Below are 15,802 nucleotides of genomic sequence, written 5' to 3' on the forward strand. Positions count from 1 at the left end.
CTCTCGACTCTTAGTAATAAGATGAATAAAGTTTAATAACTTTTTTCAAATAAATAAGTAAGTTTTATGCCCTATATTAACAATGACGGGGATACGAGAGTAAATAATTTTCCGACCGAGCCGAAAATGTACGTAGTAGAATCTAACAGCACTAATTTAACTCGCGATTATCTCGCGATCGGAATTACTGGCGTAGTACTAGTTGGTGGCTTGATGCTGGTAGCAATGTCGGTGTCTTAAATTATTTGACAGTTTGGCAGCGATCGGTGCAAATCTGTTAAATTAAATAATTACGATCTCAATTTTAATAGTTAAATAAACAATCTAAAACATAGAGTGGAGTTAGCCTTCTCCTCTATGTTTAATTTTTATGTGTATTTAAAATTTGACATTTTGCTATTTGGCTCTGGCTATTTAACTCCGGATCTTACCGATATAACAGTCATTCAACCAGACACTAACAGCTTCGCCGACGATCGTTTTACTACTTTCGACTGGAGGCGAGATCGGGTTATTTTTGAGGGGAAATCCACCAGTACGGGTGTAGATATTCGCCAACCGCCACCCCTGTCGAGTTTGCGCGAGAAATAACCAATGAAATTGTTGCAACTGAGTCGATCGAGTATCTGTATACTGAGTTTCTAAGGTGGTGATAAATACCTGTGTTGGTGCAGCCTGCGGAAAATTAGCAGGATATTCGCGACTGCCGATCGCGATCGGTTGGAGTTCGGGTACACTGGCGGTAATTAGCGAACTATAGACTCGATCTGTCCGTTTGCGACGTTGTTGAATCAGTCGATTGGCGTAACTGGGTAAATCTCGCACCAATAATGTCGCCAGACCCTCTACTTTTACCGGACAAGTATTGGGTTTAGCTGCTACATTTAACGCTGGATGATGGCGTACTTCGATCGCACTCGGAGCCAGCAACCGCTCGACACGAGCAGCACACCAACTTTCTAGATTCTGAGTACATACAGGCAAATAATTCAACGTCAGAACCAAGTACTAAAACTATCTTATTTTACCCCACTCCCATATCCCATCTCCCATCTCTCATCTCCCATCTCCCTATGAATACTGGCAAACTCGGAGAAGAAGTAGTCGCACAGTGGATAAGCGAGCGTGGGGGCAAAATTTTAGCACGTCGCTGGCGATGGCAAAGAGGCGAAATCGATCTAATTGCGATCGATCGCGATATATTACTATTTATCGAAGTCAAAACCCGCAACAGATCGAACTTAGATGCCGATGGATTGCTTGCCATCACGCCTCAGAAACAAGCCAAAATCGTCAGTACCGCCCAGCTATTTTTAGTCAAACACCCACACCTAGCCGACTATCCCTGTCGCTTTGACGTGGCGATCGTCCGCCATCAAGCACCAACGCGCGCGATTCCCGTTTCGGGAGGCTGCGCCAACGTTGGCAATCCTCTACATAGCATGACAGATCTCGACAGCGGGGAATGTTTATTATTACTCGACTATCTGGCTGGTGCTTTCGATGCTGGATAGCAATGGCAATTCCCATAGCTCGCACCAGTCGAGATCTGCACTCCCCGCTCCCCGCTCCCCGCTCCCATCTCCCATCTCCCATCTCCCCGCTCAAGTATAACTTTAAGTTTTGTCCGATTCGATCGGAGATCGTTGGCGAACCGTGCCGTAAATGCTATGTCATTAGAGAGATTTATCTTGCCACAAATATCTGCAAAAGGAGAATAAAATACGCAAAAGGTATGAGTTTGCAGAAAAACCAGCAGGGGATCGCAATTTTTTAATAATTGGTAAATTTCGCCGACAAAAATGTATTAATAGATACCAAAAAAATGCGATCGAAAATACGCTGAGATAGAGAATAAGTACGTTATGATATTTCAGTAGATTTACAGTTGTCTGCTAAGTGCAAACTAAGACATGATGCAGACAGTCAGTAAATCTCTTGCTACCAATCGATTTGGTAGGTCGAGGCGAATGGCTCACACGGTAGAGTTCGATCGTTCTGTCCGGAAAAGGCTCATCAATGGTTGTAGTTAATCTTTAGATAGATGAACATTCCATTTAAGGGCAGCGTCATGAATAGTTATCTCCTCGGTACCACTAATACATCTCATATTATGGGTTCTAATCTCTCAAAGCTTGCTCGTATGCTTGCAACTAGAATAATGCCACAGGCAAATATCGATGCTCTGCACTCACCTAAGTTTGACCTACTCAAACCGCTACGCGACTGGTTGGACAATCTTAAAATCTCTAATCCCCGATTAGCTCACAAACTTTGTCAACTGATTCCCTCTCAATGTCCCTTCGAGCGCGATCTTAATTTATTTGGACGCACGCTGGTACACATCCCCCCGATGTGCAAACTCAACCCGCTCTATGAAGAAGTAGTTATGCTCCGATTCAAAGCAATGTGCTATCTAGCCGATGAATGCGGTGAAGATATCAGCCAATATTGTTAATTAGGAGATAGGGAATACTTCTCTTCGAGACGCTTCTGCTGAGGCAGAGGCTCCGCCAACGCGAACGGCTACGCTCATTACAAGTAGGGGCTAAAGGATAAGGAATAGTGGATCGGGCACATCGATAGGGCTTAGAATATAAAGTCCAGCCTAGATCGATTCTATATATGTCCAAACAACAGTCGCCCCAACAACCAGAACCACATTCGACATTAGCCGAAATTCGGGCGACTCGCCTGGTTAAAGCCGACAAACTCCGCGAATTAGGGATGAATCCCTACGCTTACAACTGGGTATCTACCCACCAAGCCGCAGCATTACAGCTAGAGTATACCGATTTAGCTAGTGGTGAGGAGGTAGATATCCCCGTCTCGATCGCTGGACGCATTATCGCACGTCGGGTAATGGGCAAACTAGCATTTTTTAGCATTCAAGATGAAACGGGTACGATTCAGCTTTATCTGAATAAACAGCAAATTGAAGATGGGATGTCTTCAGTTGCTGATGCTTTTACCCATCTCAAACAATTAACCGATGTCGGCGATATTATTGGTGTCAAAGGGACGATTAAACGCACCGAAAAAGGCGAATTATCGATCCTCGTCAACGAGTATGTGATGTTGACGAAATCTCTGCTCCCACTCCCTGATAAATGGCATGGTTTAACCGATGTCGCCAAACGCTACCGCCAACGCTATGTAGACTTAATCGTCAATCCAGAGGTACGAGATACCTTTAGAAAACGATCCCTCATTACCGCCGGAATTCGTCGCTATCTCGAAAACCTCAACTTTATCGAAATCGAAACCCCAGTTTTACAATCCGAAGCTGGCGGCGCAGATGCGCGTCCGTTTAATACCTATCACAATACCCTCGAAATGCCGCTATACCTGCGGATTGCTACCGAACTACACCTCAAACGGTTGATTGTCGGCGGCTTTGAAAAAGTATTTGAATTAGGACGAATTTTCCGTAACGAGGGTGTCTCTACCCGCCACAATCCCGAATTTACCAGCATTGAGGTATATCAAGCCTATGCTGACTACGAGGATATGATGAGGCTCACCGAAGAGATGATTACCACCGTCGCTCAGTCGGTACTGGGGACATTGGAAATTAGCTATCAAGGTACGCCGATTACTCTCGCCGCTCCCTGGCGACGCGTGACGATGAACGATATCGTCAAAGAAACCACAGGTTTAGACTTTAGCAGCTTCGACACTTTAGAGACAGCCCAAGCCGCTGTCAAAAATGCTGACATCGGCGGCTGCGATGACGTGAAAACCTTAGGAAAACTCTTAAACGAAGTATTCGAGCAAAAGTGCGAAACTACCCTAATTCAGCCCACATTCGTTCTCGATTACCCCGTCGAAATCTCCCCATTAGCGAAGCCACATCGATCGAAACCCGGTATCGTCGAGCGGTTTGAACTATTTGCCGTCGGACGCGAATTAGCAAATAGTTTCTCAGAGCTAACCGATCCCATCGATCAACGGGAACGCTTAGAGCTGCAAGCCACCCGCAAAGCCGAAGGCGATAACGAAGCCCACGATGTCGATGAAGACTTCCTCACGGCTCTAGAACACGGGATGCCACCCACAGGCGGCTTAGGGATTGGAATCGATCGATTGGTGATGCTCTTATGCGATTGTGCCAGTATTCGGGATGCGATCGCGTTCCCCCTGCTGAAACCAGAAGTAACAGAACAATCTGGAGACGAATAAATCAAATTAGCCCCGATCTGTCACTCTGGACAGAGCCTGAAATTTGGTAAATCATCAAGTTAGCTTATCACTTGAGTTTTAGGGCTTATTTTCTAACATTTTAGCCATGGCACGGTTAAAAACGGAACCTCACAGTAAAACCGTTCGCAATCGCTCTCTGGTCAATACTTTTCGCAATTGCGAACGATTTTACTGTCCCCAGAGTGACAGATCGGGGTTAGGATGTGTTATCCCGTAGGGTAAGGCACCAGATCGATTATCGATCGCATAGTCACGCCCGACCCCTATTCATTTTTAAAAACCGATCGAGAACCAGCGAAATCTCGATCGGTTTACCCACATTTTTAGCCTTGTCAAGCCACTACTACTTCAAGATATCCCGTATTTTTTTTTCGTCAGTTGGAAAGAAACATGTGCCCACGCCTTGAACTTCACTTTCAAGTTGCCACTTATCACTCTTGGTAAAAGAAAAGCGACAAATTATAGCCCTTGCCTTAGCTAACTTCCATGAATTATTATTCCACGCATAGTCTCTTTGAATTGATTCAACCTCAGCATCAGCATATTTCACCGCTGAGTTGAATTGGACATACTTAACTAGCTTTATATTTTTGACTTCTGTACTTCCCTGTGTAACGTCGCCATCATGATGAGGGATAGAATCTTCGTATTTCTTCAAACCCTGATGCCTTAATACATAGTAATTATTGATTAATTGACAAATATCTCTAAGATCTTTGGCTAAATCGGGGTGTTCCTTTGTCAGTTGAGCATATTGAGAATTTGCATAAACTGGCTTTTTGCAAGTTTGCGCCAGATCGACACTCTTATTTGTTTTTGAAACTTTTGCATCAGAAATACTCGAAATCGAGAGAATATAAGCGATCGAGGTAGCTGCAAGAATAAATTTTTTCATCACGTTTAGAGATGTAGCCTATATTATTTAGTTTACCCACAGGCTCGATCGAGATTAACATCGATAACTTACGATTCGATAAAGAGAGATTGTAGATCTGTCGGGTGGGTTGAGAACTGAATCGACCCAGTTAAATATATACAATTTTTTTGTAAAATAGATTGTGCTTAAAACCTAGCTGGTGGGCAGTTTCTCGGAATTAACCGATCCTATCGATCGACAGGAACGCCTAGAGGCTCAAGCCACCCGCAAAGCCGAAGGCGATAACGAAGCGCACGATGTCGATGAAGACTTCCTGACGGCTCTAGAATAGGAATGCCCCCACAGGCAGCTTGGGGATTAGGATCGATCGATGGTAATAATTTAGGATTGCTATGGTAAATTTAGATCGCTCCGAGGGCATTGTAAACAGTACCCCCGATCGTTTTACAGGCGATTACCTCTCGGCGCAGCTACGCCAACGCCTCCCAATACGGTTCGGTTAGACAGCGACTGAAGTCGCCGCTGGTGATGCAAAGTCCGCCTGCGCGGACTAAAACTCGAACAAAAATTGCTTTAACCGAACCGTATTGCAACGCCTCCCGGCGACATCCTTACAGGGGAAAGATCGCACATGACATCAGATCGAGCAACTAAATTAGATCTCAGCGGTCAAAAATTGACTGAGGTACCAGACTGGATCTGTAATCTAACTCATCTGAATTACTTAGATCTAAGCAAAAATAATCTAAAAACACTACCAGATGCAATTGGGAATTTACATCAACTGACCGAGCTATATCTTCAGTCAAATTATCTAATAGAGTTACCAGAAAGCATTGGCAGTTTAACAAAAATACAAATTTTAATTATTGCTAGAAACAATTTCAGCGAATTGCCAGATAGCATTATCAAAATGGTAAAATTAAACCGTCTGCGGGTAGATAGTTGTCAATTGAAATTAATACCTAGCAGTATTGGTAATCTAAATAAACTCAGTCAGCTAACGCTAGCTCACAACCAGATAACTATCTTACCAGAAAATATTGGTAACCTATCTCAATTAAACGAATTAAACTTAAAAAATAATAAATTAACATCATTACCAGAAAGTATCGGTCGATTGAGCAGACTCAAAGAACTAGATGTTTCTGGAAATCAGATTATAGAGTTGCCCAGAAGTATCCGCGATTTGACTAATTTAGTTAAACTTAATCTTAATGATAATCCACTTATCGATCTCTCGATCCTGCAAACTTTAAAAAATTAAAAAATGTAGTTTTTCTAAGCGGGACACTCCCCCGTCGCTACTGGACAAAAATTAGTGACTGGAAATCTGAATGGCTCTTAGATGAGCATAATTATATAATTCGACGTTTTATTATCGATCGATTGGGAGTCGATCGTATTCTTACCGATTTAGCTAATATTTTTACACCATTTAAACTGAACCTAAGTAATTGTTTATCAACAGGGCTACTCGCAGAGATCGATCGGCTTAGTAACATTTATGAATTAAAGATCGACAGAAATAATTTAACAACAATCCCTGCCGCAATTGGCGGATTATTCGCTCTCAAATCTTTGGATGTCGGTAACAATCAATTATCCTCTTTACCAGATACTATCTCCCGGCTGAAAAAGCTAGAATATTTTCATGCATGTAATAATAGGTTTGTTAATATCACCCCCCAACTTTTTAAACTTACTAAGTTAAAAGAAATTCAGCTAAATCGCAATCAGATCTCCATCTTGCCAGAAAATATCGGTAATCTTGTCGAGCTAGTCGCTCTCGATTTAGCTGATAATTGCCTGCAAAAGTTACCAAATTCGATCGATCGATGCCACAAATTAAATAAGTTGAAGTTGAATTTGAATCGAAATCAGCTATCAGAGCTACCAGAGACATTTGGCAATCTTACCAATCTTCAAGATCTCCGATTACAAGACAATAAACAACATTAATGTTATTTGGAACTAATATACCCCGTAGATATTGGACGGGGTTTAGTGAATGGAAAGCCGAATGGTTATTAGATGAGCACAATGTCGAAATTAGGCGCAGATTAATCGATCGATTGGGTTATGAAAAAATATGTGACAAACTAGGCGCGATCGAGATCGACTCTTGGAACGAATATACACTATTAAAAATCGATAACATCCAAATTATCTACCAAGGTTGGCGAGAAGTCGGTAGAGAACCGATGATGTTGCTCAAGATGACTTGTCCCTCTACCGCACATATTCACATCCTCCTCGTACCACCAGACGTAATTAAAGCTGAAGATGCGATCGTCTGGGTTAATCATGGCATTCATCCCTCAAAATTTGCCATTCAAACCTGATGCGATTTCCAGACTACCCGATCTAAACTTCTAGACAATAAAATTACTAACAAACTCCAAAATCGATCCGATCGCATTTTTAAAGATCTAACATTTTGGTAGCAATTAAGGCTATATTAGGCAGTGTACATGGAGTTGAGACTCCATCCCAACCCCCAAATCCCCACTGTAGATGGATCTACTCCGCTCTTTACCCATTGGATTATATTTAGAACAGCCGATTACGTGGCTGCATCGGCTCGATCCTAGAGTCAAACTCGGTTGGTTGTTGAGCTTTTTGCTGGCTCCGATTCTGGCTAGCGCGATGTGGAAACTAAGTTTAGTCGCACTACTCGTCATTATCAGCATCCTCGCGGGGATTCCCTGGCGCGCGCTCAAACAGCAGATGGGTTGGCTATTACTATTCGGCGGCGCAATTTTTCTGGTAGGGATTTTCGCACCAGATAGCATCAATGCCACGCACCAGCTCCGCTCGCCGCCAGAGCCAGGGATGGAAATCGCCCAGCCTTATCAATATGTATTATTCAAGCTCGATACAGGCGTGCTCCAGCTTAAAATTACCAGAAAATCGATCGATAATGCGATCTACGCTAGCAGTCTGATTTTTACTTCGGTTTACAGCACGACTGTCTATCTACTCACCACCTCTCCTGAAGAAGTAACGACGGGTTTGGATAATTTAATGGCACCGCTGCGCCGTTATAATGTCCCTGTTACCGAGATCGCCCTCACGCTCACCCTCTCGCTGCGATTTATTCCTCTGGTACTAGAAGAGATTCAAAATTTAGTCCGAGCTATCTATACTCGCGGCATCGATTGGCAAAAATTAGGACTCAAAAATAGTGCCAAAGTTTGGCTGACTGTCTCAGAAAAGCTGCTAGAAAATCTCTTAAATCGCGCCGAACAAATCGCCATCGCCATGCAAGTGCGTGGTTTCACAACTCCTAATACTCATAAGGTGGACTGGCATCAATTAAAGTTAAGAAAAATTGACTTTCTCGCAATGGCTGTTTTAGGTATCTTCTGGACAGCTAGATTTATCATCGGCGGTCAAATTGTTTGAATTAGGGAATAGGGGATAGGGAATAGGTTTTAGCGAAGATCTACCCACCCCACCCTACGGGCACCCCTGTCTTGTCGGTTTTTTTATTCTGGGGGAACCCCAGAATAAAACCGCCGCTCCCTGGAGGGGATTTTCCTTACTTCTTACTCCTTACTCCTTACTCCACCCTTGCACGCCACCCTGCCCCTCCAGAATCGAACTGGCTCTGAGATATTCGATCGATTATTCAGACACGAGCCGATTGCGACCTTATTAGAAAGTCCGGTGAATTCCACTCGTTCTGACTTGACAAGGTACTCAATTTGTGCAGGATTGCCGCAGTCGATCGATAACCAGCCCCAGATGTTTACGCCAGGAGTCGGGCAAATTTTAGACTGTTTGCGGGGGTTATTAGCGACGGGAGCCAGTCAAACACCAACAGATTTACCAGCACACTTACCTTTTACTGGCGGCTGGTTGGGGTGGCTGGGATACGAACTCGCCTGGGAAATCGAACGATTGCCAGATCGACGTACCGATCCATTGCCATTTCCGATCGCATATTGGTATGCGCCTCATGCCTTTGCGGTTTTAGACCATTGGGAACAAATACTATATCTATCTGCCCCGACAGCATTAGAATTAGCTAATCTCGCCCTCAAATTAGAGTCAGTGGATGAGATCGAGTCCCCAAAAGTCGAGATCGCACCATCAGCAATTCCTGTAGATTTAACAAACCTCCCAGATCTGCACTTTTTCACATCCGCAGATACTTATCAACAAGCCATCCTCCAAGCCCAAAAACACATTCAAGCTGGAGATATCTTTCAAGCTAATTTATCGCTCCGATTTAGCACCCATACCGATCTCGATAGTTGGCAAATCTATCAACGACTGCAACAAATCAACCCGTCTCCATTTGCCAGTTATTGGCAAACGCCGTGGGGATCGATGATTAGCTGTTCGCCAGAAAGATTGGTAAAATACCAACAGCAGCAAGCCACCACTCGCCCGATCGCTGGAACCAGAAAACGCGGTCAAAGTCAAGCCATTGACGAGTTATTAGCGACAGAATTAGCAACCAATACCAAAGAAATTGCCGAGCATATCATGTTAGTCGATCTCGAACGTAACGATCTGGGGCGCGTCTGTCGGTGGGGTAGCGTTAATGTCGATGAATTACTCTCGATCGAGCGGTATAGTCATGTCATGCATCTAGTTAGCAATGTCACGGGAGAACTCGATCCTCAGTTTGATTCGATCGATCTCATTAGTGCCATGTTTCCCGGCGGTACGATTACGGGATGTCCGAAAGTCCGCTGCATGGAAATTATCGCCGCACTCGAACCGCTCCCGCGCAATCTCTTTTATGGTTCCTGTGGTTATCTAGACAAGCGTGGCAATCTCGATCTCAATATTTTGATTCGGACATTACTGTATCATGAAGGCACCGTATGGGGACAAGTGGGTGCGGGGATTGTCGCCGATAGTCATCCCTACCAGGAGTGGCGCGAATCTCTCCAAAAAGCTGCCGCTCAGATCGAGGCTTTAGGTATTATAAGTTAGGTGTTAGGCTTTAGGTTTTGGGTATTAGGCTTTAGGCTTTGGGTTTTAGGCATATAGAGCTTAGAATTTTAACAGGTGAGGCAGTATAAATATCGATCGCATCCGATTCGATCCACAACATGTATGAAAATTGACCTACTCCCTAACAACTAATACCTCACACCTCATACCTAAAGCCTAACACCTAACACCTAACACCTAATCAATGACTTCCGAAAACTACCTCAACCACCCTACCTTTGGCTTGCTCTATCGCATCTGTATCGTTGAGGAAAACCAAGAACTATTTACGACACTCTACGCACAGCGAGTTTTTTTTCTAGTCAGCAATAGTGCTAACGGCATATCTTTCCAACCTGTGACTCGTGCTGATGCGCGGCTGACGATCGATACACGGATTCGCTTACTCAGACGCAACGGTCAAGTTTTAGAATATCAACAGTTGCAAGCGATGATGCAACAAAATTTCCCTGGTTAGCAATAAGTGGATGAGAGCATGACGATCGCGCATAATATCGAGACGATTCGCCGAGATTTGCCTGCTTCAGTCAAATTAATGGCGGTAAGCAAGCAAGTACCTGTAGCCTTGATGCGAGAAGCCTATGCAGTAGGAATTCGGGATTTTGGGGAGAGTCGGATTCAAGAAGCACAAGCCAAACAGCAAGAATTAGCCGACTTACCCGATCTCTGTTGGCATCTGATCGGACATCTCCAGGGGAATAAAGTCCGTAAAGCCGTCCAGATTTTTGACTGGATTCATTCGATCGATAGTCTCAAGCTACTTCAACAAATCGATCGCGTCTGTGCCGAACTAGACAAAAAAGTCCAGATCTGTCTGCAAGTCAAAATCTTACCCGATCCCGATAAATATGGCTGGACGATTCCCGATCTCCTGGCTGACTTGCCCCAAATCTGTGAGTGTCAACATCTCCATATCGCTGGATTGATGGCAATTCCACCGCTGGGTTTAACCCCCGCTCAAACTCAAGCTTTGTTCGAGAGTGCGCGCGATCTATCAATCCAGATCCGCCAGCAGTCAGGATCGCGGCTCGATCTACCAGAGCTATCGATCGGGATGTCTGGGGATTATCGATCGGCTATTACCGCCGGATCGACCATAATTAGGCTTGGTAGCATCCTGTTCGGAGATCGGAGATCGGAGTAAGGAGTTTGGAGATCGGAGTAAGGAGTAGGAGAACAGCTTATCACCGTGGTGATGTTTGCATTTCCCAACTCCCCGCTCCCATCTCCGAACTCCTAAGCATAATTGCTGAGTAGACCGCTGAATTCACAGAAATACCAAGAAATTTAGTCCTTCAAAACTTTCTTAATAATTTTCGATTATATGATATTATGCTCGATATACTGGTACCAGTAGTGTATTATTACAATTTTATCTACTAAAGAAAGTAATTATACACTTGTATTCAAAATTTAAGTAATATTGCTTAGATAACAACCGATGCTGTTTGTGGTGGGGAACGCTCCGTCAAGTCAAGCGGTTATGCCAACGGTTGCTAAGCTCACAGCTCTAAGCTTACCTTTCGGGCACAAGTCGAGAAACACACAGTCAAAAAAGCATCAATACCACAACCACAGGGCGCAGGAGTAGTTTAAAGTGAACGTGATTAATAAATTCAAAGATTTCATGGGTCTCAACGAAGAGGAATACAGCGATTACGACGAGACAGACAACGACGCATATCGAACCGAGTATCCGCAGCCCGAACCACAAATGCCACAGCCAGCCGAGCCAGAAGCGCGTGGATTCCGACGGACGACTGGTGAGACACGCGGAGCCACCAAAATTAACAATGTGGTGGGAATGCCTGGAATCATGCATGGCGTATCCGAAATGATTTTAATCGAACCCCGTTCTTTTGAAGAAATGCCGCAAGTAATTGACGCGCTCCGGCATAGAAAGTCGGTGATTCTCAATATGACCTTGATCCGTCAAGAAGAAGCTCAAAGATCGGTAGATTTTGTTGCTGGCGGTACTTATGCCATCGATGGACACTACGAACGAATTGGCGATAATATATTCCTGTTTACGCCAAATTGCGTTCAAGTTAGTAGTCCTGCTAATGTGGGTCAAGATACCACCGAACGACAATCGCCTGTAAATCCCACCGCTCGGAGCAATCGCACCACTCCAACGACATCTCCTTGGGGTAACGAACCGATTTCGGTAGCACAATAAATTAGCAACTCAGCATCGGGCAACTGCGATCGGGACTGAACGTTTCAATAACTGAAAGTAGTAATTTTATGTCCGTTAAACTAGGTGTCATCGGCGGCGGGGTGATGGGTGGAGCCATCGTCTCCCGCTTAATCGATCGAGGTACTTACAAAAGTAGCGAGATCCTCATTAGCGAACCAACCCTCTTGCAACGAGAAGTACTCCAGCAATTGTATGGAGTGCAAGTAACCGATGACAATAATTTGGCAGCGATGGCTCCGGTATTATTGCTAGCAATCAAACCGCAAGTTTTTGAGTCAGTTGTTGCCAAATTAGCTCAACCTGCTGCTGCTTTAGTCATTTCCATCCTGGCTGGCGTAAGTATCGCTCAACTCGAACGGGGATTTCCCGATCGAGCTGTAGTCCGTGCCATGCCCAATACACCAGCCACTGTCGGTATGGGCATCACCGCGCTGGTTGCTGGCAATTGCGTCAGCTCGGAGCAGTTGGAGCTAGCTACCCAGATTTTTCAAGCCGTTGGGGAAGTTGTTGACGTGCCCGAATCGTTGATGGATGCCGTCACCGGATTATCTGGTTCGGGGCCTGCCTATGTTGCCATCGCGATCGAGGCCCTAGCCGACGGCGGAGTTGCCGCAGGTCTTCCCCGTCAAATTGCCGAACGACTCGCCTTGCAGACCGTTCTCGGTACCGCTGGACTCTTAAAAGAGTCACCGCTCCACCCCGCTCAGTTAAAAGATCGCGTCACCAGTCCGGGTGGGACGACAATTGCTGGGGTGAGGGAGTTAGAGCGATCGGGTTTTCGATCTGCACTAATTGAAGCTGTAATTGCCGCAGCAAATCGATCGCGGGAGTTGGGGAAGTAATAGTGGATAAATAAATTATGGCTTCTAATAGTAGTGCCCAAAAAAGATCCCAACCAAAGTCGCGCCACAGCAAAACATCGCGCCAACAGCGACGTTACCGGATCGATCGATACCGACACGGATCGATTCAATTAGTCAGATTAATTATCTGCGGCCTGGGTATCAGTACGATCGCGGGAACGACAATTTCGATCGTCAATCCGCCCAAATCGCCAATTGCCACGAGGATCGAACCACCACAACCACAGCAACCGCCACAACCACAAATCGCGCTGCTCGCTCCGCAGACAGCCAGCCTGAAACTGCACAATCGGCTCCAGATTGCTAATACTAAACATAATAAACTCCTCGATGCCAGCTATTTATTCATCGATCTCGATCGTGGAGAATATAGCGAATGGGGAGCCGATCGCACACTCCCAGCAGCGAGTACGATTAAATTACCGATCCTGATTGCCCTATTTCAAGATGTCGATACCCAGAAAATTCGCCTAGAAGAAAAATTGACGATCGGTAAAAGTGCGATCGCCAGCGGCGCGGGGGATTTGAAAGACCAAAAAATTGGCACTCAAGTCAGTATTTTAGTAGCGGCGACTAAGATGGTAACCATCAACGATAATACCGCCACAAATTTATTAATCGATCGCTTAGGTGGTAAATTTGCCCTCAATCAACGCTTCCGCAATTGGGGGCTTAAAGTTACCACGATCGAACGTCCGCTACCAGATCTCGAAGGCAAGAATGTGACTACCGCGCGAGAACTCACGCGATCGATGATGTCAATCCAGCGCGGTAAAATTATCTCGAATGCTTCGCGAAGCCGAATTTTAAGGATGATGAGCAATACGACTTTCAACACCATGCTCCCTAGTGGGTTGGCACCAGGTACAAAAATTGCCCACACATCTGGCGATATTGGTGCGCTCGTTGCCGATGTCGGCACGATCGAATTACCAACAGGTAAAAAATATTTAGCCACAGTCCTCGTCAAACGCCCTTATAATGACCCTGCGGCACCCGAATTAATTCGTCAGATGTCCGCAATTGCCGCCGAATATTTTCAAACTTCCGTACCCACACCTAAACCAATCTCTACCGCTAATCCCCAACCGCAATCGACTTCGGGATTTCCCAATACCGTATTTATTAAAAACAAGAATTAACGATCGATCGGATCGTAATCCAAGTTGCTAGTTACGTTCTTGTGGAGATGGGAGTAGCCCCTTCAGGGCGGCTACGCCAACGGAGATGGGAGATGGGAGTTTTGATTTTAAAGATACATATACCCCCACACTTCCCACACCCCCCACACTCAAAAAAGCATGGACTAATTTATGCACCTATTAATTCCGGCTGCTGGAATGGGAAAACGAATGGGCAGCGATCGCAATAAACTCCTAATCTCCTTACTGGGCAAGCCTTTATTAGCTTGGACGCTGATGGCTGCCGAAACTGCGCGATCGATAACTTGGATCGGTATTATCGGACAACCAGAAGATCGATCGGATCTCGATGCCATTCTCGGCAACATATCGCTGTCTAAACCAGTCCAATTCATCCAGGGTGGTACAACCCGCCAAGAATCCGTTTATAACGGTCTTCAAGGGCTACCAGACAGCGCAGAGCGCGTATTGATTCACGATGGAGCCAGATGTTTGGCAACACCAGAATTATTCGATCGCTGTACCGCCATCCTTGCCACCTGTCCGGGATTAATTGCGGCAATTTCCGTAAAAGATACAATTAAGGTTGTAGATAACACGGGGATAGTCATCGACACACCCGATCGGGCAAATTTGTGGGCTGCTCAAACCCCCCAAGGTTTTGAAGTCGCACTCCTCAAAGCTTGTCACGACAAAGGACGCGCCCTCGGCTGGGAAGTGACTGATGACGCTGCATTATTTGAAAAATGCAATTTACCCGTCACCATCGTTCCCGGCGAAGAAACTAACCTCAAAATTACCACTCCAGTGGATTTAGCGATCGCCGAATTCATTCTGAGGAGCAGGCTTTAGGTTTTAGGTAGTTGCACTCCTTACTTCTTACTCGTCCACACCCACACACCCCAGTCACTCCTACCCTCTACCCATATGAACCTGGGGAAATTTATCACTCGGATTAGTATCGCTCTAGCAACTACACTTGCCAGTAGTGTCCCACTTCAGGCAAGCGAACTAGGGCCAGAAGTCGTATTAAAAGCCGTATATGAAGGATTGCGTCAAGTAGACACTACTCGCGCAAATCCTAGAGTGAGATGGAATGTAGCCAACGGCACATCCAGTCCGTGCGGACGCATTGGCGGCAGTTTGTATTGTACTCGCAACAATACAATCTACATCACCACCCAACATATCCGGATGGCTTACAAATATGGGGATGCCGCCTTGGCATATATCCTCGCGCATGAATACGCTCATGCCGCTCAGACAGTTGGTGGATTTAGACCGCAAAATATTACTAAAATCGAACTCCAGGCTGATTGTTTATCGGGCTTTTATATGGGGGCGATGCCGAATGTGACATTCGATCGCCAAGATATCGAAGAAATCGCCCAGATTGCCTATCAAGTGGGCGATTATGAATTTAATAACCGTCAACACCACGGCACCCCCGAACAACGTGCTGAAGCCGTCTTGAGAGGATTTGCCGCATCCCAACGCAATGGCATCACTGCTTGTCGAATGTAGAAAAGATCGGGTATAAGTG

At 45.3% G+C, this 15,802-nt stretch carries 18 protein-coding genes and 1 pseudogene; 17 read left to right on the forward strand and 2 right to left on the reverse strand.

Annotated elements, in window-relative coordinates; translation table 11 throughout:
* The first annotated feature begins 66 nt into the window (after positions 1-66).
* Positions 67-240: a photosystem II assembly protein Psb34 gene (gene psb34 / locus RMO79_RS02030; RefSeq protein ID WP_310481384.1), complete on the forward strand. Its 174-nt coding sequence runs from the start codon at positions 67-69 to the stop codon at positions 238-240.
* A 174-nt stretch (positions 241-414) separates the two neighbouring features.
* Here the strand turns inward: psb34 and RMO79_RS02035 are convergent, their stop codons facing one another.
* On the reverse strand, positions 415-993 hold the full coding sequence (locus tag RMO79_RS02035) for a hypothetical protein (protein ID WP_310481385.1): 579 nt from the start codon (positions 991-993) through the stop codon (positions 415-417).
* Positions 994-1,073: 80 nt separating this feature from the next.
* Here RMO79_RS02035 and RMO79_RS02040 point away from each other — a divergent pair, with 80 nt between their 5' ends.
* The 3 genes from RMO79_RS02040 (at position 1,074) to lysS (ending at position 4,182) form a co-directional block, all read left to right on the forward strand.
* Complete coding sequence (locus RMO79_RS02040) at positions 1,074-1,514, forward strand: YraN family protein (protein WP_310481386.1); 441 nt, start codon at positions 1,074-1,076, stop codon at positions 1,512-1,514.
* Between the two features lie 530 nt (positions 1,515-2,044).
* A complete protein-coding gene (locus RMO79_RS24420) occupies positions 2,045-2,458 on the forward strand; it encodes a Mo-dependent nitrogenase C-terminal domain-containing protein (protein WP_396136499.1) in 414 nt (137 codons plus the stop codon).
* 167 nt (positions 2,459-2,625) lie between these two features.
* A complete protein-coding gene (gene lysS / locus RMO79_RS02050; RefSeq protein WP_310481387.1) occupies positions 2,626-4,182 on the forward strand; it encodes a lysine--tRNA ligase in 1,557 nt (518 codons plus the stop codon).
* A 364-nt stretch (positions 4,183-4,546) separates the two neighbouring features.
* Here lysS and RMO79_RS02055 read toward each other — a convergent pair whose 3' ends face one another.
* On the reverse strand, positions 4,547-5,098 hold the full coding sequence (locus RMO79_RS02055; protein ID WP_310481388.1) for a hypothetical protein: 552 nt from the start codon (positions 5,096-5,098) through the stop codon (positions 4,547-4,549).
* A 178-nt stretch (positions 5,099-5,276) separates the two neighbouring features.
* Between RMO79_RS02055 and RMO79_RS02060 the strand changes: the two are divergent.
* The 13 genes and pseudogenes from RMO79_RS02060 to RMO79_RS02120 form a co-directional block, all read left to right on the forward strand.
* Positions 5,277-5,451: pseudogene (locus tag RMO79_RS02060) on the forward strand (lysine--tRNA ligase); the annotation flags it as partial.
* Positions 5,452-5,711: 260 nt separating this feature from the next.
* The gene (locus tag RMO79_RS02065) at positions 5,712-6,347 is read left to right on the forward strand and encodes a leucine-rich repeat domain-containing protein (protein ID WP_310481390.1); all 636 of its coding nucleotides are present in this window, start codon (positions 5,712-5,714) and stop codon (positions 6,345-6,347) included.
* A gap of 122 nt (positions 6,348-6,469) precedes the next feature.
* A complete protein-coding gene (locus tag RMO79_RS02070; RefSeq protein WP_310481391.1) occupies positions 6,470-7,042 on the forward strand; it encodes a hypothetical protein in 573 nt (190 codons plus the stop codon).
* The gene (locus tag RMO79_RS02075) at positions 7,042-7,425 is read left to right on the forward strand and encodes a hypothetical protein (protein WP_310481392.1); all 384 of its coding nucleotides are present in this window, start codon (positions 7,042-7,044) and stop codon (positions 7,423-7,425) included. Before RMO79_RS02070 ends, RMO79_RS02075 begins: the two co-directional genes overlap by 1 nt.
* Before the next feature lie 172 nt (positions 7,426-7,597).
* Complete coding sequence (locus tag RMO79_RS02080) at positions 7,598-8,488, forward strand: energy-coupling factor transporter transmembrane protein EcfT (protein WP_310481393.1); 891 nt, start codon at positions 7,598-7,600, stop codon at positions 8,486-8,488.
* Between the two features lie 168 nt (positions 8,489-8,656).
* Positions 8,657-10,033, forward strand: coding sequence for an anthranilate synthase component I (locus RMO79_RS02085; RefSeq protein WP_310481394.1), 1,377 nt, complete (start codon positions 8,657-8,659; stop codon positions 10,031-10,033).
* A 205-nt stretch (positions 10,034-10,238) separates the two neighbouring features.
* Complete coding sequence (gene pipX, locus RMO79_RS02090; protein WP_310481395.1) at positions 10,239-10,511, forward strand: transcriptional coactivator PipX; 273 nt, start codon at positions 10,239-10,241, stop codon at positions 10,509-10,511.
* A gap of 18 nt (positions 10,512-10,529) precedes the next feature.
* Positions 10,530-11,198: a YggS family pyridoxal phosphate-dependent enzyme gene (locus RMO79_RS02095; RefSeq protein ID WP_310481396.1), complete on the forward strand. Its 669-nt coding sequence runs from the start codon at positions 10,530-10,532 to the stop codon at positions 11,196-11,198.
* A gap of 483 nt (positions 11,199-11,681) precedes the next feature.
* On the forward strand, positions 11,682-12,233 hold the full coding sequence (locus RMO79_RS02100) for a cell division protein SepF (RefSeq protein WP_310481397.1): 552 nt from the start codon (positions 11,682-11,684) through the stop codon (positions 12,231-12,233).
* Between the two features lie 68 nt (positions 12,234-12,301).
* Positions 12,302-13,096, forward strand: a complete 795-nt coding sequence (gene proC, locus RMO79_RS02105) for a pyrroline-5-carboxylate reductase (RefSeq protein ID WP_310481398.1) — start codon at positions 12,302-12,304, stop codon at positions 13,094-13,096.
* A 17-nt stretch (positions 13,097-13,113) separates the two neighbouring features.
* Positions 13,114-14,259 carry a serine hydrolase gene (locus RMO79_RS02110; RefSeq protein ID WP_310481399.1) on the forward strand — a complete coding sequence of 382 codons (1,146 nt, stop codon included), beginning with the start codon at positions 13,114-13,116 and terminating at the stop codon, positions 14,257-14,259.
* Positions 14,260-14,430: 171 nt separating this feature from the next.
* Positions 14,431-15,111: a 2-C-methyl-D-erythritol 4-phosphate cytidylyltransferase gene (gene ispD, locus RMO79_RS02115; RefSeq protein WP_310481400.1), complete on the forward strand. Its 681-nt coding sequence runs from the start codon at positions 14,431-14,433 to the stop codon at positions 15,109-15,111.
* A gap of 75 nt (positions 15,112-15,186) precedes the next feature.
* A complete protein-coding gene (locus RMO79_RS02120; RefSeq protein ID WP_310481401.1) occupies positions 15,187-15,783 on the forward strand; it encodes a neutral zinc metallopeptidase in 597 nt (198 codons plus the stop codon).
* Positions 15,784-15,802 lie beyond the last annotated feature (19 nt).

Source organism: Chamaesiphon sp. VAR_48_metabat_403 (assembly GCF_031422475.1).
Taxonomy (GTDB): domain Bacteria; phylum Cyanobacteriota; class Cyanobacteriia; order Cyanobacteriales; family Chamaesiphonaceae; genus Chamaesiphon.

Coding starts and splice junctions, on each gene's coding strand:
- proC (WP_310481398.1), top strand. CDS start 12,302: ATGTCCGTTAAACTAGGTGTCATCGGCGGCGGGGTGATGGGTGGAGCC.
- RMO79_RS02075 (WP_310481392.1), top strand. CDS start 7,042: ATGTTATTTGGAACTAATATACCCCGTAGATATTGGACGGGGTTTAGT.
- RMO79_RS02055 (WP_310481388.1), bottom strand. CDS start 5,098: ATGAAAAAATTTATTCTTGCAGCTACCTCGATCGCTTATATTCTCTCG.
- RMO79_RS02040 (WP_310481386.1), top strand. CDS start 1,074: ATGAATACTGGCAAACTCGGAGAAGAAGTAGTCGCACAGTGGATAAGC.
- psb34 (WP_310481384.1), top strand. CDS start 67: ATGCCCTATATTAACAATGACGGGGATACGAGAGTAAATAATTTTCCG.
- RMO79_RS02065 (WP_310481390.1), top strand. CDS start 5,712: ATGACATCAGATCGAGCAACTAAATTAGATCTCAGCGGTCAAAAATTG.
- RMO79_RS24420 (WP_396136499.1), top strand. CDS start 2,045: ATGAACATTCCATTTAAGGGCAGCGTCATGAATAGTTATCTCCTCGGT.
- RMO79_RS02080 (WP_310481393.1), top strand. CDS start 7,598: ATGGATCTACTCCGCTCTTTACCCATTGGATTATATTTAGAACAGCCG.
- lysS (WP_310481387.1), top strand. CDS start 2,626: ATGTCCAAACAACAGTCGCCCCAACAACCAGAACCACATTCGACATTA.
- ispD (WP_310481400.1), top strand. CDS start 14,431: ATGCACCTATTAATTCCGGCTGCTGGAATGGGAAAACGAATGGGCAGC.
- RMO79_RS02100 (WP_310481397.1), top strand. CDS start 11,682: ATGGGTCTCAACGAAGAGGAATACAGCGATTACGACGAGACAGACAAC.
- RMO79_RS02095 (WP_310481396.1), top strand. CDS start 10,530: ATGACGATCGCGCATAATATCGAGACGATTCGCCGAGATTTGCCTGCT.
- RMO79_RS02120 (WP_310481401.1), top strand. CDS start 15,187: ATGAACCTGGGGAAATTTATCACTCGGATTAGTATCGCTCTAGCAACT.
- pipX (WP_310481395.1), top strand. CDS start 10,239: ATGACTTCCGAAAACTACCTCAACCACCCTACCTTTGGCTTGCTCTAT.
- RMO79_RS02110 (WP_310481399.1), top strand. CDS start 13,114: ATGGCTTCTAATAGTAGTGCCCAAAAAAGATCCCAACCAAAGTCGCGC.